Source organism: Bradyrhizobium sp. USDA 4510 (assembly GCF_054059095.1).
Map to the genome: position 1 here is coordinate 2,823,759 of NZ_JBSSBT010000001.1, position 21,470 is coordinate 2,845,228.

Sequence of the window (21,470 nt, forward strand, 5' to 3'; positions counted from 1 at the left end):
GCCCCGCGCGTTCGCGGCACACGCACCGCACCGACCTGACCGTCGGCGGCGTTCTGTTGATGGAGACCGGCGCTTCAGCTCCTCGGCGCAAAGGAGGAGGGATCTATCCCATCCGAAGTCGTGGCGCTCCCATCCAGCGAAGCCGGGTCCGATCGATCGACGTTGATGTCGTGTCGAATCAAGGGATGCCTTCAATCATTCGGGCAGCATGGCGCCCAAGGCAGGCGCTTGTCCCGGCCGCGATTGCGCACGAAACTGCCGCGGCGTAACGCCGGTAATGCGGCGGAAGGCGCGCGTAAAGTGCGCTGGATCCGTATAGCCGGAGGAGAATGCGATTTCGATGATCTTGGAATCCGTGTCGCGCAAGAGCTTGCTGGCATTCTCGAACCGGATGGTGTCGAGCAGATCCGAGTATGTCATGCCGGCGTACGCAAGCTTACGTTGCAAGCTCCTCGCGCTCGCGCCAGCCATCTCCGCAACCTGAGCGAGAGCCGGAAGTCCCTGGTCGAGGTAGGACGGCAACATCAACTTGAGCGTTGCAATGATGTCATGACCTGACGGGCCAGCCTGATCGTCTTGCAAGGAGAGCACTTGCTCCTTTGCGCGATTGGGAAGGCTGAGGAGCGAGATCGGCACGTCGATCCACGATGCGTCTTGTCCCGACAGGAAACGCGTGTTTGGCCAGAATGATTGACACGCGGGGCTCGGCGTATACCGGGCTTCAAACGCGATTGTAGCAGGAGCCCAATCCGGTCCGGCGAATTGCCGGACAATGTATATGGGGAAAATATTCTGAAGCCATTGTGAATGCTCGAGATGCAGGAGTCCTTTTGTTCCAGTGAGACTGCTGCAAAACTTCACGTGACCGTCGTGGCGCTCGATCCAATTCTTCAAGTTCGAGTCCTCGATCGATGCCCATTTGCAAGCCTGTTGCAGCGCGACCAACAGCGTTGGGGCATGGCCGATCAGAGTCCGGGTTTTCTCGCTCAGGTGACAATAGTGCAGACGTTGGGAGGCGAGGAATCCAAAATCCGGAATACCTTGTGATCTCCGGGCGATTTCCGCGAAGTCGATTGCTCGCAGAATCGGAACGTAGTGATTGGCCTTTTCTTCCAATGATGTCGGAAGATGAAATTTTGCCAGAAACGAACCCGTCGACGCGCCGATTTCGCTAAGGATATCAGCGAAAGGAATGAGGAACTGGCAGCGCGTCAAATGAATATTTGCCACCGGGCCGCCCCTCGATTGTAAAATGGATGCTGCCTGTCGGCGGGAGTTTCGCTGGGACCGGGCGTTGGCGCGGCCGGCAAAAATGGAAGAGTTCGCTGCCCCCTCCCGGCATGCACCTTTCTCTGCACCCCAGCGATCGGCTGCGAGCCACTCCTTCGATGCGGGTCTTGCCGGCTTTTTTGGCGGCTTATGGCCAGACGGCCAACAATTCGCTGCATAGGCTTACTTGAGATCAAAACTACGACCGGAATGGAGGAAAGCTGAGCCCTTCGTGCTGCGTTTCGATGAATTCTCTCTCCGTACCCTCGCAGCATTACGTGCGCTCGACAATGGTTGAACGAGAGCCACTGGGTGATCGAAAGGCGCCCCAGTTTTTCCGGACAGTCGGCCGGAAGGAGGCCCGGAATGCCCATGGCGTCGAAGCATCTGGTATTCTCTAGACGGAGCATAGACTTCGTGCCTCACACCAACAGATGAGAGCCGTCCGTTTGCCTTCGTCCGAAGCGATCCGCGCGGCCATTGTCGCGTCGCTGCGACATGGTGACGCAACCATAAATGGCACAGCTCGCGCATGCAAGATCAGCTCGCGGACGTTGCAGCGTCATCTCGGCCGTATGGGCACAAGCTACCGCGCAATGCTTGCGGAGGTTCGCTTGAATTTGGCTTGCCGGCTGCTCGTAGACTCGAGTAAGCCCCTGTCCGACGTCGCAAAGTTCCTCGGCTATTCCAGTGCAAGTAGTTTCAGCCGCACTTTCGCGCGTTTGATGAAAGTCCAGCCCGTTGTCTACAGGCGGCAGCAACTTGCTGGTAAACGTCGGCAGGCGTCCCATCGCATATGACCTTGCGCGATCGATAGCTGAATTATTCCACAAGATTGGCGTGAAATGGCAAGACGCACGATTTGAATTGGAGCGAAACGTTCGGCGAGATTTCGGGGCTCCGCAAGGAGCCATTTTGCTTTTTTTGACGTTCAACAGGCGCAGGGACGCTACGGGAAGCTATATGGCCCGGCCGAAGCAAAAGCAGAGCGACGCAGGCTGGCGAGCACGGTAGGCATCGCGTCATGCAATCACGTCGCCGAGCACGAGCGGCCAGCCGCCGAATCAGCTCCATCCGTTCGCGACAAACAGAAGGCGCTAGGGCTATCCGCCAGACGACCTTCGTCGCGGCGTCGGCGAGCCCTGAGATCGTCCGGTCGGTGCCTGCACAGACCGATCTGGGCGCTTACGCCAGTCTCGACCAGCGCATTGTCGATGCGATCGCGGTGGTGTGCCTGGCGCATGGGATAGGTTGATCGTCCAGGCGTCATCGACCCCGACCTTCTGAATATGGTATCGTCGCGACAGCGAGAGGTCTGGCGCGATCTGGTCGGACCTAAGAATTGGCCTTGACCTGACTAGGTCAGCTAGCCTGCTCATGTAGCGGACTCCCGCTACCATTGGCCACGATTTGCTCCGTCACGGCGCAGAACGGGAATTACAGCGGGCCATGACGTGCTGCTGGCCGCTTCTGACGAAGCTTAGGTGCCTTGGCTCGGGAGGCGTTCTGATCCTCCTGAAGTTTGAGCGTCGCTCTGGCGTGTTCGGCGAGTTTCAACGCGTTGTCGGCGTTCGAAGCGAGCCGTGACAGCAACTGGGACAGCACTTTGAACTCCTCACGCGTCAGCATGCTAAACAAGGCGTCGTTGACCGGGCGCTGCAAAGCGGCAAGGCGGATTAGTAGGCTCATTCCGCGTTGGGCGAGCGCAAGTTGCACCCGTCGTCCGTCTTCGGGGTGGGGGCTTTTCTCGAGCAGGCCGTCGGAAACCAGCTTGTTGATCTCGTTAGTGACGAAGGCGCCGCTCAGATATAGCCGCTCGGCGACCTGATTCACGCCCATCGGTTCTTCCGCAGTCGAATTCTTGATCGCAATCAATATCAGATATTGGGTGGGCGACAGGTCGACGAAGCCCGCGAATATTTCGCGGCAGGCCTCAAGACTGCGTCCGAACGCGAAATAATCGTAGAGCAGGCCGCGAAGCGTGCGGTCTCCTTCCTTGTCGAGCAGTTCGGGTTTCGACGCCGTCAGGAGTGCATCGTTCACGCGGTCAATCTCCTCGCCAAATCATGGCATTGCGAGCGCGGTGTTCGACAATCCCCTGTCGAGCCGCTTCGACGAGGATGACTCAGTTCTCTGCTTCGACGACGTGAAGGTGCCTTGGGATCGCGTCTTCATCGAGGGCAACGTCGAGATGTGCCAGAAGCAGTTCCACGCCATGCCTTGTCACGTCTACCAAAACTACCAGGCGATGGTCCCTCTCAGCGTGAAGCTCACGTTCCTGACTGGCCTTGCGCATCGGATCGCCGAAATGAACGGCGTCACGCAATTCCCGCAGGTTCGCGAAATGCTCGGTCAGCTCGCAGCCGAGACCGGCATGGTCGATGCGCTGGTGGCTGCGATGGAGGCAAAGGGCACGCAGGTCGGTCCCTACTTCATCCCGGATCGGCACACGCTCTATTCCGCACAGGTCCTGACGCAGCAGCTCTACGCCCACATCATCAATACGCTGCGCGAGCTCGCCGGCGGCGGCATGATCATGCTGCCTTCGTCGGTGGCGGACTTCGGCAACCCGGAGATTGCTGCCCTGATCGACCAGACGCAGCAGTCGCCGAAGGCCAATTCGCACGACCGCGTGAAATTCTACAAGCTCGCTTGGGACGCCGTCGGCTCCGAGTTCGGGTCGCACCATCAGCAATACGAGATGTTCTACGCCGGCGCGACTTTCGTTACCAAGGGCCATTCCTATTGCACCTACGACTGGACCGGCGCCGATCGGTTGGTGCAGACGATGCTCGATTCCTACGACCTCAACGGCGTCTCGACCTCCAGCAAAGCCGCCTGAATCAGGGAGCAAACACATGCCCGTCAACAAGAAGCACGACGAATTCTACACGCTCGTTAAGACCACCGGGTGGGAAACGCCCGCGGGCTATCCGGCCGGCATCCAGCAGAAGATCATCGCCGGCGGCCGAGATGAGGAGAATCGGCACGGTACGAGAACCCGGCTGCTCCGTTTTGCGCCCGACGTCTATACGACGGCGCCGTTCTCGCACGAGTATTGGGAAGAGGTCTATCTCGTATCGGGCGACCTGATCGTCGGCAACGATGACAAGGGCGAGGGCGGCGTGAGCTTCCCGCCGAACACTTACGCCTGCCGGCCTCCGCACGCGCCGCACGGTCCGTTCAAATCCGTCGGCGGCTGTCTGCTCCTAGAGATGCACTACTTCGATCCGGTTTGATTCCGGTTCGCTAGCGACCGCCTGCACCGGGAGTTCGACCCGCAGGCATCGAGCGAATATGTCGGATCGCACGTACGGCGTCTGGAGGCGATGCGGCGTGAGGCAATGGTAAGCCGTCTTGCCGACGGGAGCTGGAATGTCGGCGACGACTATCTCGACCGGGCGCTCCGATACGAGAAGCTGCAGCGCTCGCGCAATCCGGTACGCGTCGCGGTGTTGTCATGGCAGAGACTCGAAGATCTGCCGCAGGCGCTGGGAGCAACGTGGCTTGATCGCAAGCTGATTGGCAAGGAGCCCGATGGGTTCGTGTCGGCTGGCTTCGGGGCGGAAGTCGAGACCGCATTGCGAACCAGGCGGCAATGGCTGATCGAGCAGGGGCTGGCGCGAGAGCAAGGGGGGCAAGCGCGGTACGCGCGGAACATGCTCGAGACGCTCGAGGCCCGTGAGCTGGCAAGGACTGTGGCGGATATTTCCGCGCGCACCGGGCTTGAGCATGTCGACGTCAAGGCCGGCGACAAGGTTGAGGGCGTCTACCGGCGCGTGCTCACGCTGCACAGTGGGCGGTTCGCCTTGATCGAGCGATCGCATGAGTTCGCGCTGGTGCCCTGGCGGCCGGTGCTGGAGCGGGCGCGCGGGCAATTGGTCACCGGTCAGGTCGGCGGGGAGGGCATTTCCTGGTCGATCGGCATCAAGCGCGGAATTGGACGCTAGTGGCCGGATGCTCGGAAAGTCAGTCAGTTTCCGTCCAGGAGCGTTCGTGTTCCATCCTGGAGCGTTCGTGGAATTCATCTTTTGTGTGTCCAAGGAATTGAATCAATGACTATTATACTATTTTTGCGAGAATAGTATAGCTGAAATGTTCCAGAATACCGGTGGTTATACTATTCTCGCGAAAATAGTATAGCGAGGTTCCAAGATGCCGTCGAACCAAGCCCTCGATATCAGCTACCAGACGCTCTATTCGGAGCTTGTCCAGCGAAGCCTGGACGAGAGCGTCACCTCCGAATTTTCCACGAGCGGCCGCTTCGTAGCGGTCGAGGTGAAGGGCAAAAAATACTGGTACTTCGACACGCCGAAGCCCGAAGGCGCGGGCCAACACCGCCGCTATGTCGGTCCCGTCGACGATCCAGAGATCACCAAGCGGGTCGAAGCATTCAAGGATCTGAAGGCCGATCTGAAGGGACGTCGCCGTCTCGTTTCCACATTGACGCGCGAGGCCTATCTGCCGCGTCCTCTGCCGATGGCTGGCCAGGTGGTGGAAGAATTGGCGAAGGCGGGCTTCTTCCGCATGAGGGGCGTGCTCGTCGGCACTGTCGCTTATCAGTGCCACGCCGCCGTGCTTGGCCGGCGCCTTGATGCGGCCGCCATGCAGACCGGCGACGCCGACTTTGCGCAATTCCACGAAATCTCGGTGGCGGTCAAGGATTCCATGCCTCCCATCCTGGAGGTGCTGCGCCAGGTCGATCCGACCTTCCGCGAGGTCCCGAGCCAGGCCGACGGCAGGGTCTCCACCCAATTCACGTCGAGGGGCAACTTCAAGGTTGAATTCCTGACGCCGAACCAGTGGTCGGACGACCAGGCAGGCAAGCCGGTCCCGATGCCGGCCCTCGGCGGGGCAGCGGCACTGCCGCTCCGTTTCCTCGACTACCTGATCTTCCAGCCGATCCGCGCGGTGCTGTTGCACGGTCCGGGCGTGCCGGTCCTCATTCCATCGCCCGAACGCTACGCCATCCACAAGCTGATCGTCGGCTCCCGCCGCAAGGAGGACCGCGATGCGACCGCAAAAAGCGCAAAGGATCGGCTGCAGGCTCGATCGATCATCGAAGCGATGATCGCCAACAGGCAGCAGTCGGACCTTGCGGCCGCCTATACGGAGGCATGGGATCGCGGCGATCAGTGGAGAGCGGCGATCCGCACCAGCATCGCGACCTATGATGACAGCTTCCAGACGTTGCTCCGGACCGAACTAGGGAAGGGTGTATCCGAGCTCGGCTCCGATCGCGCCGCCTACGATCTCGCAGACAAGTCAACCGACACGCCAACCTCTCGTCCACAGTGATCCGCGGACCGCAGGCTCAACACCGACGCGGCCGCAACGCAGCCTCGACCAGCAGCAGCGGCACACAAGCCGGGCGCAAGAAGCTCGGCCAGGCATGCTCTGCCGACGAAGATCGACATGCCGATCATGTCGACGTCATCAAACAAGCTGCTCCCTGCGCGCCGGAACCAACAAGCCTGAGCCTGGTCGGCAGTGCACGCCTTGCGGGGCATTTCTCGAACGACATGCTCATCGCTGATCCATCCGGCACTCCGAAGCCCGCGCACAATGAGAAGCAGCTTGGTCATGCAGAATCGAGGCGTGACCCCGCACCGCCTGCCGACAGAGGCAATGTCTCTTCGCTGTTGAGCAACTGATTGCCCGGTGGCTGAGCGCGACATGGCAACGAGATGCAATCTGCGCCAGGTGTTCACGCGCTGTTGAAGCATTCGATGATGCTGTGCTGATCTTGATCTTCAACTTCGGCACTTGATCGGGCTTGATCGAAATCGCGCTCGCTGATGGCGCGACTTTTTATTTCGATTGAAGGCTCGCCGAATTTCGCCGTTCTCATCGTGCCGCTCACGTCGCGTGGGCGGATGGGGCGGCGAATGTTTCCAGCAAAGATCTACATCGGTCAGATCACGATCGTGTTCGGCATCGTCGTCGCGTCGACCTGAGGAGCGACGCAATGGACCGCGGCAGCCCTCGGCTTTCAGCAACGGCTGGGTGAACCCTGGTTCGCGATCGCCGGCTATCCTCGCCTGTTTAGCTTTTTATCGCGGCGGTGCCCTGATCGCTGAGGTCATCTTTCGGATTTCAAATCTCACCCATGCCCGCCGCCGTCAGAACGGGAAGCATGTCATGGTTTCGACGTAGCCCATCTGGTGAGATTCTGAACGTCAGCCGATCCAGCGGACTGACGATGAAGCGCCTAGCTCTGATGTCCCGCAAGACCCAGCGAAGTCGGATAGCCTCGCCCAAGGGCAAGCTCTCCAACTCACTCATCAGCTGGTTTGATCCTACGGTAGTGCATCCCCATGTCACGTCGCACGAGAGATCTGCGCTGGCTGCCGAAGGGTATCCAGCAGCTGCTGCTCTTCATCGATGCGCTGGCGAAAGCGCTCGCGCTCCCGTTCCGAGGTCGCGGTATCGATGAGATACTGGTAGTCACCGACGATCTTCTCGCTAACGCGAATGAGTAGCTTTTAAAGTTCGATCATGGATGTTTTTCTCCCGATCTCCCGGCGGCTGGATGACAGCCGGCATATGCCGAGAGGCGGAGCGTCAGAGGCCACGCCTTGCGTGGCCTCCAGTTCCTCGCCGATGCGCCTTTCGATGAACTGACGCTCCAAGTCGGAAAGCTGCGTTTTCAGAAGCCACCGATAATGGCGGATGTTGGTGCGGTGCGCTTGGAGTTGCTCGAGCCGCTGGTCGATCAATCTGGAGTATGGCTTCTCCATCGGGCCGTACCTTGAGACTGCCGGGCTTCAGCCAGGTTATCGAGGAACATCGCGGTCCCCCCAATTGTTATCTAAGCATCATCGGCAACTATCAATTGGGCGCCGGTGGCTGAGAGTGTCGTGCTCCCGATCATTCGCTGGCGAAGCAGGCATTTCACCGCCGGCGCTACGCTCATTTCCTCCAATGCGGGGAGAACGCCGATGGCTTCAAGCACCGCGACTAGCCTGATCACAAAGTTAACTGCCTCCAACCGGCTCGACAGCGATGACATTCAGGCACTTGAGCAGCTGCCGATCCAGGAACGCCAAGTCCCGGCCCAGCACATTATTGTCGCCGATGGCAGCCGGCCAAAGGAATGTTGCCTTCTCGCCGAAGGATTTGCGTACCGTGCAAAAATCACGCAGGACGGCAAGCGGCAAGTCCTCTCGTTGCACATTCCCGGCGAAATACCGGATCTGCAGAGCCTCTACCTCAACGTCATGGACCACGATTTCACGACGCTGACATCCTGCACGCTTGGCTTCATCCCTCATGAAGCGATCAAGGCCTTGTGTAAGCAGCGCCCGAATGTGACAGGTGCGCTTTGGCGCGAAACGCTCATTGACGCGGCGATTTTTAGGGAATGGATCGTCAATGTCGGCCGCAGGTCCGCGGACGAGCGTATGGCCCACCTTTTCGCCGAAATTCATCGTCGATTGAGGGCTGTCGGTCGAACGAGCGACGGTGATTTCGACTTCCCTATTACGCAATCCGATCTTGGAGATTGTCTCGGACTTTCGACGGTCCACGTCAACCGCACGCTGCAGGAACTGCGGCAAGAAGGTATCATGCAAGTCGACCGGCCACACTACCGCATTCTGGACCACGATAAATTGGAGGAACTGGCCGGATTCGATCCGGCCTATCTTCACTTGCAGCCAACTGGCTAGCTCGAAGGGGAGACGATGCGCTTGGCGGTGACGTCGATCTGAAAGATTGCGTTTTGTTCCTCCCTTGACCGCGATCGACCAACGATTGGATTTGTCGAGGTCCAGATTGGACCCGATATCGCGAACCGTCGTCACGGCCTTCTGCCAGGCCATCTCGTCGTTCAGCAGTTCCTCGCCATCGGGATCATCAAACGGACGGTCATTCGAAATGAGGAGCGTAGCCGGCAACTCGTCGTCGAACTAGAGGCGTCTATCTCACTTTCTTATTTGGCCGAGTGTGCTCTAGGTTTTGTGCAAGCCACACGGCTGGTCCGAGCGGGCCGCAGCCGCCGCATAGTACCGGGGAAAATAGCAACCGATAGAACGATTGGGTTACCTGATCCGGGGAGCCAAATGCGCTCCGCTAGTGTCTACTACTACGACAAGGCGCGCCCTGTCATGCCCCAGCGCTGAGAAATTGTCGCGGAAACCCGTAGCCGTCCGGTCTCGACTATCGTCGCCACCGATCTAAGCCAGCTCGGCCTCGCGGTGTGATCTCGCGGTCCACTAAGAGGACGGAGCCGCCAAGCCCGACCGTACCCGGATTGGCGGTTCTCTTTTGCACCGAATGCAAAATTAACAGGCAGGTCGCGGCGGCGAGCCTGAGCCTTTGTCGCAATTTATCTGGAAATCGGAACCCGCGACCTAGCAGCTCGGTTTAACGCAAAAGCCCGGCCGTCAACTAGGACGGCCGGGCGAAAGTGATACGAGCTCGATGAACGCTGCGGATATGCTGCGGCGCGGCAGGGCGGTGGGTACCTCGGAGGGTGTTTAGCCGCCGGACTGAGGCACGAAAGCATTCACGTATGCCGCTATTCGCGCCGCCGGTGGCGGTCGTAGCTGACGGAATGGAGGCGGCCAATCCGCACCAGCGGTACAATCGCAATTGCTGTGAGATGATCGGTGCTCATGGCGATGTCCTTGCATCGCCCCCATCAATTGGTCTTCGAGCGCGAGCTATTCCCTATAGGCGCCAGGCGGACCCGCCACTTTGCAAGATCAATGCATCGGCTATGGGCGTTCTAGGTTCCTCATTTCCATTCGTGATGAAAATTGGGGAACGAAGACGCCCCGCCAGAAAGCAGCAGGCCCCCATAAGCGCGTTTCACATGTGCTAATGACGCGGTGCCCGCATGATAGAAAACTCGTCTTCGAGCGTGGCGCTCATATGGCGTGGGCTACCGCTCGACCCCAGCGTAACTTCAGATTACATTTAGGATAGTTGCGTACCCATGAACGAGTTTTTTGACTGCAGCAAACGCGCTTTAAACATCCTCTCCGAACTTCATGCTTCCGAAAAAGAGTTGGTGGGCAAGGGGGTCGTCTTGTCCGATGGGAAAGCCGGCACAATTGAGCACGTATTTGTAGATGACGTCCATGGGCTCCGCATTGCAATTGCGGGACATGAAGGTCGATGGCCAATAGCGATGGTCAAGCAATTGGAAGGGGATCATCTCTCAAGAAAGCCAATCGCCAAAGCCAAATTACCGCGTGCGATTCACGAAGGTTAATGACTCCGCTGCTGCACACTGCGACGATAGGCTTCCTACGAGCGAGCTTAAAACCATGGAACGCATGAATGGAGTGGAGCGGACATTTGCGTCTGTTACTGCGCTGAGTGTCTTGGTTCTCGTCGCTAGCCTGACCGCATATGCGTTTAGCTAGTGGAGCCAGAAAAGTAGCGGCATCCGAACAATAGGGTAGATAACTTTCATTTCGTATTGTTTCAGCCTTGGAAACAGGCTCGCTGCTTCTCGGCGGACAGCGGTCCTCGATCTGGCCTGGCCCCAGCATGATCCGGATGCTGGGGCCATCTTTTTTGTGCTGCTGCCTAACAGGACGCGCTCCCAGCACAGGCCGATTGCGCCCAAAGCCTTCTGGCCGTCCTTTTCATAGGAGCGGGCCTGACGAAGTTGGGTTACTCTGAAGCCAGGCGCTGATCCCGCCCCACAACGTCTGACGCCGCAGTATGTAAGCAAAGCCCGGCCTCAGCGATTCCTACCGCGCTGAGACCGTTTTACTTTCAGGAACAAGTGGCAATTTGTGGAGTTGCAAGGGAGGTTGCTCTCGGGAGGTGGGACGGGCATCGGTCTCAGTGCTCTCCCGGGGCATTGGGCAGTTCGCTTTCGTGAAGGCAAGCTATGACAGAAGAGCGCCGAGACTGAACACTGATCGTCGGATTTCTCAGTATTGCGGCTCAGCGCCATGCTTCATTAGCCGAACCCAGGTTGAACGGCTCCGAAATGCCTGTGTCGTCCTTCGCGGCCGGCTCAAACGCGAACTGCGGTTCTGGACGTCAATGTTACTCGGATTTTCATGTTACTCGGATTTTCGCCGCTCTGGATCGTTGGCGGAGCTGCTGATTTTCTTTAGGTTGTAACCGTTCCGCGAGATGCAGCAAATTGCCTAGATCACGGATGCAAAACAGAAAGCAGACGTTGTCGACGTTGCTCGCGGTCAAGTTGATCTTTTCGCATCATCTCGAACTGAGCTTGAGCCTTGATGGTGCTTTCGTTTGACCTCTTTAACTCGATCAGCAACGCCTCCTGCTCCGCGAGTCGTTTTTCTCCCTCCACAACATCAAGTTCAATCTGCCGCAACTCGTCCATGATCGAGTCTTTGTGCATCTTAGTCCATCGCACCCGTGCAGTTACAGCCGTGTGAGCTTAACCATTTCCAAGAGCTAGCCGTTCCTTGAATTCGACCTTGCGCTGCAGGAGTTTTCGGCAGGCCATGGTGGGAATAAGTTGCAATAGGAACGGCAGGATGAAACGGCGGTTTTACTCTGCCGGCGTCGAACGCTACGGTCGCCGGCGACGACCAAAAAAGCGGAGACTTGGCTTCAGCGCCTTCGGCTGAAGCCATTTTTTTGGAACAGATGGCAATTCCGGAGACAGAGGCCTCGCTTAATTGTCGACAAGGGGGGCTCGGCGACAGGCCGCTTCCGTTGTTCGACAAGGCTCAGTTCGGATTTCGCTGATCCAAGGGCAGCGCTCGCTTTCGAATATGCCTGCGCTCGTTCAAAATGATCCCAGCGCGTGTCATCGCAGCAGTTGCAGCGCGGTAGGGTCATAGGTCCTCCCGCACGCCGCGAAAGAACGGATGCCGTACCTTGCCCTCGGCGGATTTGGAGCGGTACTCGATCTCGGCCAGTACTTTCGGTTCAACCCAGATCGCCTTGTGTGCAATGCGCTTGGTATAGGGCTGCTTCTTGCGGATCAGCGGTGCCAAGCGTTTGCGGAGATCGGCGGGCGAGGCCTTGTCGAAGCCGTGGTCGACCTTTGCGAGCGTAGATCAGCTCGTCGCCCTTGCGTCGGCCGACATAGATGCCGTCCCATTCATCGCCGTCGAGCGCAAAGCCCGCGATGTCAGCGTCTCGTGCTGGGCGCAGGTCTTCTTCACCCAGTCGCGGCTGCGGGCGCCGGGTCGGATAGACATTGTCGGCCACCTTCGACACCACGCCCTCGTAGCCGAGCTTGCAGGCATGGGTGAACATCTTCGGGCCGTCGACCTCGAAGCTCTGGCTGAACTGATGGCGGTGCCGGCAATCAGCTTCTTCAGCACGGCCTTGCGCTCGACCAGCGGCACCTTCCGAAGATCGCGGCCGTTGAAATGGAGCGGATCGAAGGCCACCATCACGATCCTGGTCGACTTACCGCGCAGCTCGTTCTGCAGCACAGAGAAGTCGGTCGTGCCGCCTGCCGAGGGAAATCTCGCCGTCGATGATGGCTGATGTTGCTGAAATCGGCCAGGCGTCTTGGGCCACCTTCTTGAAGCGCCTGGTCCAGTCGTTGCCGCGCCGGGTGTAGATCTTCGCCTCGTCATAGGCGATGTGAGTCTGGACCCGGTAGCCGTCGAACTTGATCTCGTGAATCCAGCGTGCGCCGCGCGGGACTTTATCGATCGGCGATGCCAGGGCCGGCGCGATGAAGCCGGGAAAGAGCGCCTTTGGTCCCGATCGCTTCGGGCTTCCTCCGTTGAAACGCCACAACGCCATCCAATAACAGCGACCTGATTCAAATTTGAGGACTTGGCAATCGTTCCGCGCGCGGGGTCCGCTATTGGAACCGCTGATCTTAGCCTGCGTTGGCGTCTTCCAACAGGGGGGCCAGAATGGCAAGGAAAGCGAAGAAGCAGACCGCGCGGGGTCGCAAGCAGGACCGAGCGCGCGTCGTCGGCGGGCAGGATTACGAGGTGCGCTACGAGGCGAAGAAAACCCGGAAGTCGGCAGGGTCTGTGAAGAAGCCGTCAAGAAGGTCGGCAACAGCCGCAAGCGAGTTGAGCGCCGGCTCGGTTCGCCATGAAGAAGTCGTTGGGAACGACACCTTCGAAGCGTCGTTAGCAATCGCCGCTCCTCGGCAGACCGGAAGTGGCAATGAAGGTGCCCCCCTCTCGCCCCCGAAGACCCGGGGCACATTCTCGATCGGCGCAAAGTGGAATTCGCCTCGAAATGGCTGTGCAGCCCCTAGGGTTCCACCATGATCCGGAATGCCTTTTCCTGTTAGGCGGTCGCATGGGCTCGCTCCAGCGTGGCCATGTTCGCGTTCGTAGCGGCCCGTGTATACCTCGATTTCCATCGGCTTGGCCCCGTGGGACTCGTTGAGAGATAGATAGTGGATGGCGGTGCTACGAATCAGCGCGGGGCGGGAACGGTTGCGCGGCAACTGCCTCGGCACTAGCCTCCGGGCCGAGGAAGCGCTGGGGCCGTTATCCGGCCAACTGAGGCGGCCTGATTAGGCGAAAATGCTCGTCAGCAGCGCAGCAAGCATTGTCGCGCTAAATATCGCAACGCCAAGACAGATGCGCGCTGCCTTTGAATAGGGGTCGAAGTGAGGCTGGTTGATCATGGGCGGCCTATATTGGCGCCTGCAGAGCTTGGGGACATCAGCCACTCGGTCAGATGAGCCACCGCTTCGTCTTGCCGGCCCCCCTCAGCAGGATTGGCTAATGGAGGCACCGCCTTGGCCTTCGAGCGCAGGCGCATGGCCTCGTCAGTCAGACGTTCTCCCAGTTATCGGGGTTGTTTGAAACGACGCCGCTTGCTAGTCATAAAGCTGCTCCTGTTTGTGTGGGGCGGGAGCGCGGTGGCGGCGTTCTCGTCACCGATAGTTGCCGAGAGCCGTGCGGTGATGAACTGACAATGACCCCGCGGAAGCTGGGATTCCATAACACCCGTTAACTGTCTGAAACTCTGACAAGCCTGCTCGGCCGCGGAACGCACGACAGGAATAAGGGCATAGGCCCCAGGCGCGGGAACGGAGTTGTCACGACAACTATAGTGCCATGCATTGCAGTCCAAACGCGTGGTTGCCGCTGAGGCGCCATCACGCACGCCCGACAGATTCGATCCGCGCTGACAAATGGCCTCGGTGCCGAGATCAAAAGCGATCTTAAGGCCACGCAAAAAGTGAGCGGAAAGCCGTTGTGATGCTCGAGCCTAATCTCGGGCGGCGCCGGGACCACAGCTAACCGATTTGATCTGTCCAGCTGCATTGAAGATCAGAAGCGCGCTAACTAAGCCACTGGTCGTGATGTAAGAGACCGCGACGTAATCGCGGTTTGGCTGCATGTCGTTCAACCCGAAGGCGGGATAACGCTTGAGCCTGTCGACCCAATAAGCCCGGAGCGCTTCCCGGCCAGTCAGCGTCTTCTGGCCTCCACAATCGCAATGGATCACCGCATCATCGGCAAACATGCCAACGATATCTTCAATGTCGCCAGCGCGGTAAGCATCAAGCCAATCAACCGCCGCGGCCATCGGGTCAAAGGACATATTCCTCACCTACATGCCTAAAGAGGTGAGATTAGAGCGTTTCTAGAGGCGCCGCCTACGAATAGATGTCTGCTTAGCCTGACTTTTTATTTCGGTTCTCTAACAGCCAGCTCTGCGCGATTTCTGAGGCGTCAAACAAGCCGCAGGGGCAGTTGCAGCCGATCGTCGAGATGTCGAACGACAAAGCCCCGCAGGGCCGTCGGCACGTTGGTCTGTGCAGATCGCAACGGCGCTGGATTTCGCGGGCGACGTCTTCGGATACGTCTTCCGACCAGCGCTCGGCGGTGTTGAAGCCGATCAGCCGAATCGAGGTCGGTCGCCACGATGTCGGCCTCGCGCCGCGCGCGGCCGATCGCCCCGAAATCGTCGGCGACCAGGTAGATGGTCTGATCCGTCGATGAAACGATCGAGGGTGCCTAGCTGGGACCGACGCATGACGCAACTCCACGCAACAAGGGAGCGGGCTCGCCCCTTGTTGCCAATCCGCAGCAGAGGCCCCGGCGTGGCGCGTCCGGGGCCTCGCCTTGTGCGGTAGGGTTCTCGGCTTGGAGAGAGCCGAGAAGTGAATTCAAACCCCCATCGAAGGTGGCGTCAAGTCTCGGGAAAAAGCGGAAATTGTCTCGCCAGGATTCACATGGTTTATTTCCGGACCGGAGCGTCGTTGGGATGATCCGACCAACAGGGCAGGTAATTTTCATTTCGTATTTTTTCAGCCCTAGAACGACGACCGTTGCTTCCTGGCGGACAGCGGCTCGGCGACCCAGCTTGGCCCCAGCATGATCCGGATGCTGGGGTTTCTTTTATGAGTAGGAACGAAGCGCAAGCATTGGCATTTGTCGCCCTGTTCGGTGCCGCACCGCTACAGGCACTGAGACGCCCAGCTGCACACTGGCCCCAGCTTCACTGCTGGGGCCCTTTCTTATCACGCCGTCTAGATAGGGCACTGCCGCGACAAACGACAAACTAAGACACCCAATCGCATCGGGAAGGAGTAGCAATTTCTGACACCAGTGTTAGTTTTAAAGCCTCGGGTCACGTCCCGATTCATCAAAGGACGACTGGCCCCGGCACCAGTCTCAAGGCCCCCAAAGGTGCTGGGGCCGTTTTCTGTTAGAGGCCGCCAACTGGGGCGGCCTACACAGGCCTAATTTTTGTTTTCAGCTTACGATCGATCAGCATCTCGGCCCGGCGCTTTGCCAGTTCTGCCAATCGTGTGCGCACGGTATGGCGGGTCGTTTCTCCGCCGATCTCAATGATGATCTCGAACTGATCATCATATAGGCGTTTTACGTCGAAGGTGACGCCCCTGTGGGTGAAGGTGCTTGGCATACGCAGAGGATAGCAAATCGATGTGCGGTCCTTGTACCGGAATGCTACGGGAAATTGTCCCGGTGTAGGAATGGAGCCATGCAAGGCCACTTGCGGAGGTGGCCTTAATCTCCCGCGTCGCTGGTTAGCGGACTTCCTAGGCCGAGGCCTTCATGGTCCGCTCGACCTCATCAGCTAGCTCCGGTGGTGTGCCGCCAGCTTGGCAAACAGGTCTTTCCTTGTCGGATTGGTCGCCAACTTGCTGATCAGCTAGCGCCGCGCTGGATGCGAAGGTCCAACTCGGCCTCGACGCGCTCGGACTGCGCTGGGGCCGTTTTTGCGAAGAGGTCGCCAACTGAAGCCGGCCTCAATTTGTCGCCGTGTTCGTTTGGTTTGCTTATCGTCCCGGTGGCCGCGGATGCCTTCGGGCTCGAAGAGATCACGCCGCAGGACGACGGGGTGCTGGATTATCTGAGCTATGAAGGCAAGGGGTTCGGATCATCTTTGTATTCGATACCCTTGGTAAGATTTCGCATATGCGGTGCGCCCCTTCCTCGCGGTGATGACGCGTCCTTATCGCGCAACATGGTTCTGGAGTGGAATTCGGCAACGCACGATGGTCTGGCCTTGCTCGCGGACCAGCTGCAGCGTTCCGTCGAGCGCGCGCACCCGTTCGTGCATGCCGGTCAGGCCTCTCCCAAAGGTCAGGTCCGGCGGCAGGCCAATGCCGTCGTCCGAAATCTCGAGCTGAATTTGATCGCCGTCGACGATCGCGGCGACGCCCATCGTGGTCGCGTGAGCGTGCCGGAGCGCATTGGTCACTCCCTCCTGGATAACGCGGTACGCGGTTTGCGAGAGCAGGGCATCGAGCTCATCCAGACGATCGTCGAGCCGGGATGTCACGCGGAGGCCGGGCGCCTGGGATCGGGCGTTTCGCAGCAACGTCTGTACGCTTGCGGCTAATCCAAGATCCGCAACATAAAGCGGGCTCAGTCCCTCGAGGACGCGCCTATTCGCCTGTTGCAAGGCTTCGGCTGCGCTGAGGATGCCATGCGCCGGCGAACCCGGCTCGGGCGGGCCCTCCGTCTCGGGATCCGACAGCGCGGTAGCGTTGGCGCGGATCGCGAACAGAAGCGGGCCCATCTCGTCATGTAGCTCCCGGGCGAGCTCGCGGCGCTCCTCGTCCTGCACGGCGACGATCTTGCGCAGCAGGTTCCGATTGTCTTGGCTAAGCCGCCTCAGCGTCACTGCAAGCTGATTGGCTTCCGCACAGCTCTCGCGGATCTCCGGAGGGCCGGCCAGCGGAATGGCGGCGACGTAATCGCCGTTTCGCATCCGGGTCAATCCGGCGCCGAGTTGAGCCAGCGGCCGAAGCGCCGCGCCGGTCGTGAAATAGGCGCTCAGCGCGGCGAGCAGCATCAGCGCCGAGCTCGACGAGACGATCGCAACGAAGCCCGCCCATTTCTCCTCGATGTCCGGCGACAGATCGGGACTGAAGACGATGTCCCCGACATGCGACGCTCCGATCCTGATCGGATGCGTGGAGCCGAGCTCCGGAACCTCGAGCAGGGCAGTGAACCACGCGGGAATGTTGCCGCGGTGGCGGTCCGCCGCGCTGCGCTGCGGCCGCGTTCCAGGCGGCACGAATGCGATGGTCTCGGACCTCCCGAGCTTGTCCGCGAATGCGTCGAGGGTTTGCGGCGGATTGCCGGCGACTGCGAGCGCGGCATTCAGCGCATTGGCCACCAGCTCGGCGGAGCGCGCGGCCTGGGCGTTCTCATTCTCGAACTGCTCGGGGGAGACGATCTGCAGGGCGAGGCCGCCGAGCAGCAAGGCGCCGACCACCATCGCGGCCATCGGCAGCAACAGCCGGGCACGAAGTGAGAGGTGGTTCCAGAATCTGTTCCAGAGTCTTGTCACGTCGGGCTCCGTTCAGCGATTCTTCTCTTTCAATTTCCGCGCGAAGTTCTATCAAAGGCAGGGGAGAGAATGATGCACGATACCTCCAAATCGTCCATGAGAGTATTGATCGTCGACGACCACCCGGTGGTGGTGTCGGGCTGCCGGTCCCTGTTTGCTTCCGACAAGGCGGTGAAAATCGAGGAGGCCGCCGATGCCAAGGCCGGCTTGCGCGCCTTTACCCAGAAGCGGCCGGACGTGACCGTGATCGACATCAAGCTTCCCGATGTCTCCGGATTCGAGCTGCTGCGCAGGATCCGGAAAGACGACCCGGTCGCCCGGATCATCATGTTCAGCATGAACGACGATCCCGCTTTCGTGGTGCGAGCGGTGGAGATGGGGGCGCAAGGCTATGTCTCCAAGAGCGACGATCCGCGCCTGTTCGTCAAGGCGGTGCGCAAGGTCGCGGCAGGCGAGCGGTTCATTTCGCCGCATCTCGCGGAGGCGATCGCGTTCGCCGGCGCCGCGATCAAGGCCAGCCCCGCCTCGCAGATGTCGGCGCGGGAGCTGGAGATCTTGCGGTTGCTCGGCCGCGGCGACAAGATCGTCGAAGTCGCATCAGCGCTAGGCATCTCCTACAAGACTGTCGCCAATGCCACGTCGCTGCTCAAGCAGAAGCTCGGCGCGAAGAACCACTCAGACCTGGTACGGATCGCCGTCGAAATGGAACTTGGCTGATCCTTGCATAAATTGAACTGGTCGCGTGCAGTGACGCGGACAATTCTTCATTGCCGTACACCAGGCGGCATTCATCAGGCCAAATCGAAGCGACGAACGCACCGGTAGCGGCAATCTTCAAGCAAGAGCTTCACGGCTCACCAGTTCGGGAACGACCAGCCCTGCCATTCCGGCTCGCGATAGCTCGCGAAGCGCTGACCGCGCTGTGCAAGTCGCTGGCGTCTCTCGCGCTGCGCCTGCCGGGTGGGCTTTGCGTGTCGCGCGCTGCGCTCGGGGCGCGCCGGCGGAGCTGCCCGCGACGCATCAACCTGCGCAACCGTCGCGGGCGGCGCAGCGGGGACCGGCGCCGCGACAGCCGCCGAAGCTGTGGGGGCAGGCGCGGCGGCAGGGAGCGGGGTGCTGGTGTCCATGCGTATCGCCTCCGGCCATTTGTGCTGCGAGCGAATGCGGATGATCGTGCGATCGATGTCGTTGCGAGCGACGGTGACTGGCGCCGGGGCTGAAAAATACCAGTCGGTGAGAAGCAGCAGGCCGAGCAGCGTCGCGCCTGTGAACAGAAAGTACCGGACCAGAGGCATCAACAACCTTCACCGCAATCCCGGACCGCATATCGGCACCGGCGCCGATCAACGGGAGAAAATGGCAAACGTTCCTCGCCGATCGCATGCGCTGAAACAGCCGCCCGCGGGCGGCCTCATCACGTCGTCGGTACGCTCACCAGGTCACCCAGTTGCGGCCGCGCCAATAGCCGCGCCCTTCGTGCTCGCGGAAGGTGAATCCCTCGCGGCCCCCAGCGCCAATTGTCCTCGGAACCACGACGCGGAATTCACGCGGATAAGCATAGGTCTCATGGGTGTGCCAGCACACCCGCCCAGCGCACGCGATCGCCGCCGATGCGCTGATCGCGGACGCGGTCAGGAGGCCAGCGCCAGGATGGCGCCCGCGGCCGTCTCGCCGAGCGGTCTCATCTCATACCTCCTCAGGTCGGAACCTTTGCCGCTGCGCCAACATCCCGGTTTTGCTGCCGTCCCTTATGTCGGGAAAAATATGCAAATGGCTGGGAACGATTTGCCTCGGTGGCGGTTGATAACCTGCTTAAACGTACGCAATCAACTTCCCCAAAGGCTCCGGCGCGGTTCCCCGCTGCGCCGGAGCCAATCATTGTGCCGGGTCGCGGCGAACGGGAAAGTGCGCCGACCGTGCGTTTGGCGCGGTAGGGAATGTTGATCAAACAAGTCAACCGGCTGCTTTCTCAAACCACACGATGGCTGCCGGCTCTGAAACGGGATGAGGGCTATTGCCTGCGCTAGACGGAGCGGCAACTGTTGCCGCGGCAGGCATCGCCAGATTCTTTGTCGCCCTCGATTGGACGAACTGGTTCGATATCACGATCAGTGCAAGCGAGAAAAATGCCACCACCGACATGGATGCGACCTGGTCGCCAGCGCCCATCTCAGCCACTCCGTGTTTGCCTCGGACGGTGAACGTTGCAGAAACCGGTTCGTTCCTGGAGGCGGGAAAAACCGGCAACATGCGGGCGCCGCCGCCGGCGCGGCTGCCGGCCGGCTGATGAAACCCGCCATAAGTCGCATGCGGCAGCCGCGAATCGACAGCGTCCGCCTCGGCGCGGCTCCTGATCGGCACGACCCTCGCCTGGTATGCGATGCTTTTGGTTTTCGTCGAGTCAGGACCATGCCAGTGGCGCCGGCCTGCCTGGTGCTGGTCGGCACGTCGGCTTCAACGTCAGCTTAGCGCCTCGCCTGCGGCGCGCTTCTCGGCCGCTCGGGTGGCATGGATCGTGGTCACCGCCCGGGCGCGCGCCAGCTCCTTGGTTCGCCTTCCGCTTATCCTGGAGCGGCAAGCCAGCGGTCCTTTCCTTTTGGGCGGCAAACGCAAGGGCGCCATGGTGGCGTTCGAAGCCGCTCGCTGACGGATGGCCACCGGAAACAATGTTCGTATGGTCGCGATGATCAACCCGCCGACGGTCAATGCCGTCCGGCGACCCGAGCGACCGTCAAGCTGATTAAGCCGATCGTCTCGCGCTACTTTTTACGCAGGAGTTTTGACGGCGCCATATCTTCTGGCACCGCTCGAGGTCTCCGCGGCGTTTTACTCCGCCGAACACGAGGGACGCAATTGACGGCGCCTCTATTCTCAACTCGAAGTGTCCAAGTGCCTTGGGGGCTGCATGACTGTCGGTGCGAAGCGGCTGGTTGATCACCTGCGGCGGAGAATCGACGCGCTAGCCGCGTGCCTTCGTCACAAGAAATCCACCGTCTATGACACTGTTCGCGCCGTCGACCGGCTTTTGCGGAGCCGTCCTTAGGGGCCGTGATGGCCAGATCATTGCGCTGAATCGGATCCGCGATCACGCGCGGGCGAAAGCTTTCTGATCGGCCTTTCGAGCGCTTCTCCACCAAAGGTCGAAGATTCGGAGAAAATTGGAAACTTTTGCCATCGCGCTGAGTTGGCAGCGACTGGATGCGGTCGCTTGGAGCGTGAGGATGGTCGACGAAGTCACGGTGAGAAGGGCGGCAGAGACGGCCTGGATCGTGTACCGGGCGGCGCACCCTGACGTTGACGTTCACCACAGCCGCCGCTGCCTGCTCGAGCGCTATTTGCACAGGAGACGGGAAGAGCGAGAGAGCGATGCCGAAGATCTCGCCAGCTTCGGGATAGCCTACTTGCACCAGCCTCCCGAAGACGAAGGTTGACGGGCGTGAAGATGTTCGTCGCGCGGATGGTCTGCGAAAGCACAAAGCCCAGTTGGACGC

At 60.0% G+C, this 21,470-nt stretch carries 24 protein-coding genes and 1 pseudogene; 13 read left to right on the plus strand and 12 right to left on the minus strand.

What is annotated here, in order from left to right; translation table 11 throughout:
• Positions 1–195: 195 nt before the first annotated feature.
• The gene (locus ACVMDN_RS12505; protein WP_246786823.1) at positions 196–1,230 is read right to left on the minus strand and encodes a helix-turn-helix transcriptional regulator; all 1,035 of its coding nucleotides are present in this window, start codon (positions 1,228–1,230) and stop codon (positions 196–198) included.
• A gap of 473 nt (positions 1,231–1,703) precedes the next feature.
• Here ACVMDN_RS12505 and ACVMDN_RS12510 point away from each other — a divergent pair, with 473 nt between their 5' ends.
• Positions 1,704–2,069 (plus strand): helix-turn-helix transcriptional regulator, encoded by a 366-nt coding sequence (locus tag ACVMDN_RS12510; RefSeq protein ID WP_141340140.1) that lies wholly within the window; start codon positions 1,704–1,706, stop codon positions 2,067–2,069.
• A gap of 637 nt (positions 2,070–2,706) precedes the next feature.
• Here the strand turns inward: ACVMDN_RS12510 and ACVMDN_RS12515 are convergent.
• The gene (locus ACVMDN_RS12515; protein ID WP_141340139.1) at positions 2,707–3,312 is read right to left on the minus strand and encodes a MarR family winged helix-turn-helix transcriptional regulator; all 606 of its coding nucleotides are present in this window, start codon (positions 3,310–3,312) and stop codon (positions 2,707–2,709) included.
• Positions 3,313–3,352: 40 nt separating this feature from the next.
• On the opposite strand from ACVMDN_RS12515, the gene ACVMDN_RS12520 reads away from it, so the two are divergent.
• The 4 genes from ACVMDN_RS12520 (at position 3,353) to ACVMDN_RS12535 (ending at position 6,567) form a co-directional block, all read left to right on the plus strand.
• Positions 3,353–4,111, plus strand: coding sequence for a 4-hydroxyphenylacetate 3-hydroxylase family protein (locus tag ACVMDN_RS12520; RefSeq protein ID WP_246786822.1), 759 nt, complete (start codon positions 3,353–3,355; stop codon positions 4,109–4,111).
• A gap of 16 nt (positions 4,112–4,127) precedes the next feature.
• Complete coding sequence (locus tag ACVMDN_RS12525; protein WP_057017180.1) at positions 4,128–4,508, plus strand: hypothetical protein; 381 nt, start codon at positions 4,128–4,130, stop codon at positions 4,506–4,508.
• 21 nt (positions 4,509–4,529) lie between these two features.
• Positions 4,530–5,219 (plus strand): DUF3363 domain-containing protein, encoded by a 690-nt coding sequence (locus ACVMDN_RS12530; protein WP_246786837.1) that lies wholly within the window; start codon positions 4,530–4,532, stop codon positions 5,217–5,219.
• A 205-nt stretch (positions 5,220–5,424) separates the two neighbouring features.
• The gene (locus tag ACVMDN_RS12535; protein WP_456835185.1) at positions 5,425–6,567 is read left to right on the plus strand and encodes a nucleotidyltransferase family protein; all 1,143 of its coding nucleotides are present in this window, start codon (positions 5,425–5,427) and stop codon (positions 6,565–6,567) included.
• A gap of 409 nt (positions 6,568–6,976) precedes the next feature.
• Here the strand turns inward: ACVMDN_RS12535 and ACVMDN_RS12540 are convergent, their stop codons facing one another.
• Entirely contained in the window at positions 6,977–7,120 is a 144-nt protein-coding gene (locus ACVMDN_RS12540) for a hypothetical protein (RefSeq protein WP_253641119.1), read from the minus strand.
• Between the two features lie 466 nt (positions 7,121–7,586).
• On the opposite strand from ACVMDN_RS12540, the gene ACVMDN_RS12545 reads away from it, so the two are divergent.
• A complete protein-coding gene (locus ACVMDN_RS12545) occupies positions 7,587–7,751 on the plus strand; it encodes a hypothetical protein (RefSeq protein WP_246786821.1) in 165 nt (54 codons plus the stop codon).
• Between the two features lie 3 nt (positions 7,752–7,754).
• On the opposite strand, the gene ACVMDN_RS12550 is transcribed toward ACVMDN_RS12545, so the two are convergent.
• Positions 7,755–8,009, minus strand: coding sequence for a hypothetical protein (locus ACVMDN_RS12550; protein ID WP_246786820.1), 255 nt, complete (start codon positions 8,007–8,009; stop codon positions 7,755–7,757).
• A gap of 201 nt (positions 8,010–8,210) precedes the next feature.
• Here ACVMDN_RS12550 and ACVMDN_RS12555 point away from each other — a divergent pair, with 201 nt between their 5' ends.
• On the plus strand, positions 8,211–8,939 hold the full coding sequence (locus tag ACVMDN_RS12555; protein ID WP_141340137.1) for a Crp/Fnr family transcriptional regulator: 729 nt from the start codon (positions 8,211–8,213) through the stop codon (positions 8,937–8,939).
• Between the two features lie 1,271 nt (positions 8,940–10,210).
• Positions 10,211–10,489 (plus strand): PRC-barrel domain containing protein, encoded by a 279-nt coding sequence (locus ACVMDN_RS12560; RefSeq protein WP_141340136.1) that lies wholly within the window; start codon positions 10,211–10,213, stop codon positions 10,487–10,489.
• A gap of 900 nt (positions 10,490–11,389) precedes the next feature.
• On the opposite strand, the gene ACVMDN_RS12565 is transcribed toward ACVMDN_RS12560, so the two are convergent.
• Positions 11,390–11,605 (minus strand): hypothetical protein, encoded by a 216-nt coding sequence (locus tag ACVMDN_RS12565; RefSeq protein WP_057017188.1) that lies wholly within the window; start codon positions 11,603–11,605, stop codon positions 11,390–11,392.
• 442 nt (positions 11,606–12,047) lie between these two features.
• Complete coding sequence (locus ACVMDN_RS12570; protein WP_375162618.1) at positions 12,048–12,209, minus strand: ATP dependent DNA ligase; 162 nt, start codon at positions 12,207–12,209, stop codon at positions 12,048–12,050.
• Positions 12,210–12,237: 28 nt separating this feature from the next.
• On the opposite strand from ACVMDN_RS12570, the gene ACVMDN_RS12575 reads away from it, so the two are divergent.
• Complete coding sequence (locus tag ACVMDN_RS12575; protein WP_375162617.1) at positions 12,238–12,711, plus strand: hypothetical protein; 474 nt, start codon at positions 12,238–12,240, stop codon at positions 12,709–12,711.
• On the opposite strand, the gene ACVMDN_RS12580 is transcribed toward ACVMDN_RS12575, so the two are convergent.
• A complete protein-coding gene (locus ACVMDN_RS12580; protein ID WP_375162616.1) occupies positions 12,631–12,975 on the minus strand; it encodes an ATP-dependent DNA ligase in 345 nt (114 codons plus the stop codon). The two genes, ACVMDN_RS12575 and ACVMDN_RS12580, sit on opposite strands and share 81 nt — an antisense overlap.
• 116 nt (positions 12,976–13,091) lie before the next feature.
• Here ACVMDN_RS12580 and ACVMDN_RS12585 point away from each other — a divergent pair.
• Positions 13,092–13,282 (plus strand): annotated as a pseudogene (locus tag ACVMDN_RS12585) (DUF3606 domain-containing protein).
• Positions 13,283–14,415: 1,133 nt separating this feature from the next.
• Here ACVMDN_RS12585 and ACVMDN_RS12590 read toward each other — a convergent pair.
• Positions 14,416–14,751: a nuclear transport factor 2 family protein gene (locus tag ACVMDN_RS12590; RefSeq protein ID WP_057017189.1), complete on the minus strand. Its 336-nt coding sequence runs from the start codon at positions 14,749–14,751 to the stop codon at positions 14,416–14,418.
• A gap of 152 nt (positions 14,752–14,903) precedes the next feature.
• Between ACVMDN_RS12590 and ACVMDN_RS12595 the strand changes: the two genes are divergently transcribed.
• Positions 14,904–15,152: a hypothetical protein gene (locus ACVMDN_RS12595; RefSeq protein ID WP_057017190.1), complete on the plus strand. Its 249-nt coding sequence runs from the start codon at positions 14,904–14,906 to the stop codon at positions 15,150–15,152.
• A gap of 733 nt (positions 15,153–15,885) precedes the next feature.
• Here ACVMDN_RS12595 and ACVMDN_RS12600 read toward each other — a convergent pair.
• Entirely contained in the window at positions 15,886–16,170 is a 285-nt protein-coding gene (locus tag ACVMDN_RS12600) for a hypothetical protein (RefSeq protein ID WP_141340134.1), read from the minus strand.
• A gap of 462 nt (positions 16,171–16,632) precedes the next feature.
• On the minus strand, positions 16,633–17,979 hold the full coding sequence (locus ACVMDN_RS12605) for an ATP-binding protein (protein ID WP_309143531.1): 1,347 nt from the start codon (positions 17,977–17,979) through the stop codon (positions 16,633–16,635).
• 72 nt (positions 17,980–18,051) lie between these two features.
• Here ACVMDN_RS12605 and ACVMDN_RS12610 point away from each other — a divergent pair, with 72 nt between their 5' ends.
• A complete protein-coding gene (locus ACVMDN_RS12610) occupies positions 18,052–18,696 on the plus strand; it encodes a response regulator transcription factor (RefSeq protein WP_253587185.1) in 645 nt (214 codons plus the stop codon).
• Between the two features lie 137 nt (positions 18,697–18,833).
• Here ACVMDN_RS12610 and ACVMDN_RS12615 read toward each other — a convergent pair whose 3' ends face one another.
• A complete protein-coding gene (locus tag ACVMDN_RS12615; protein ID WP_253587184.1) occupies positions 18,834–19,274 on the minus strand; it encodes a hypothetical protein in 441 nt (146 codons plus the stop codon).
• Positions 19,275–19,932: 658 nt separating this feature from the next.
• Complete coding sequence (locus ACVMDN_RS12620) at positions 19,933–20,340, minus strand: hypothetical protein (RefSeq protein ID WP_159109474.1); 408 nt, start codon at positions 20,338–20,340, stop codon at positions 19,933–19,935.
• A gap of 860 nt (positions 20,341–21,200) precedes the next feature.
• Between ACVMDN_RS12620 and ACVMDN_RS12625 the strand changes: the two genes are divergently transcribed.
• On the plus strand, positions 21,201–21,410 hold the full coding sequence (locus tag ACVMDN_RS12625; protein WP_141343182.1) for a hypothetical protein: 210 nt from the start codon (positions 21,201–21,203) through the stop codon (positions 21,408–21,410).
• Positions 21,411–21,470: the final 60 nt, after the last annotated feature.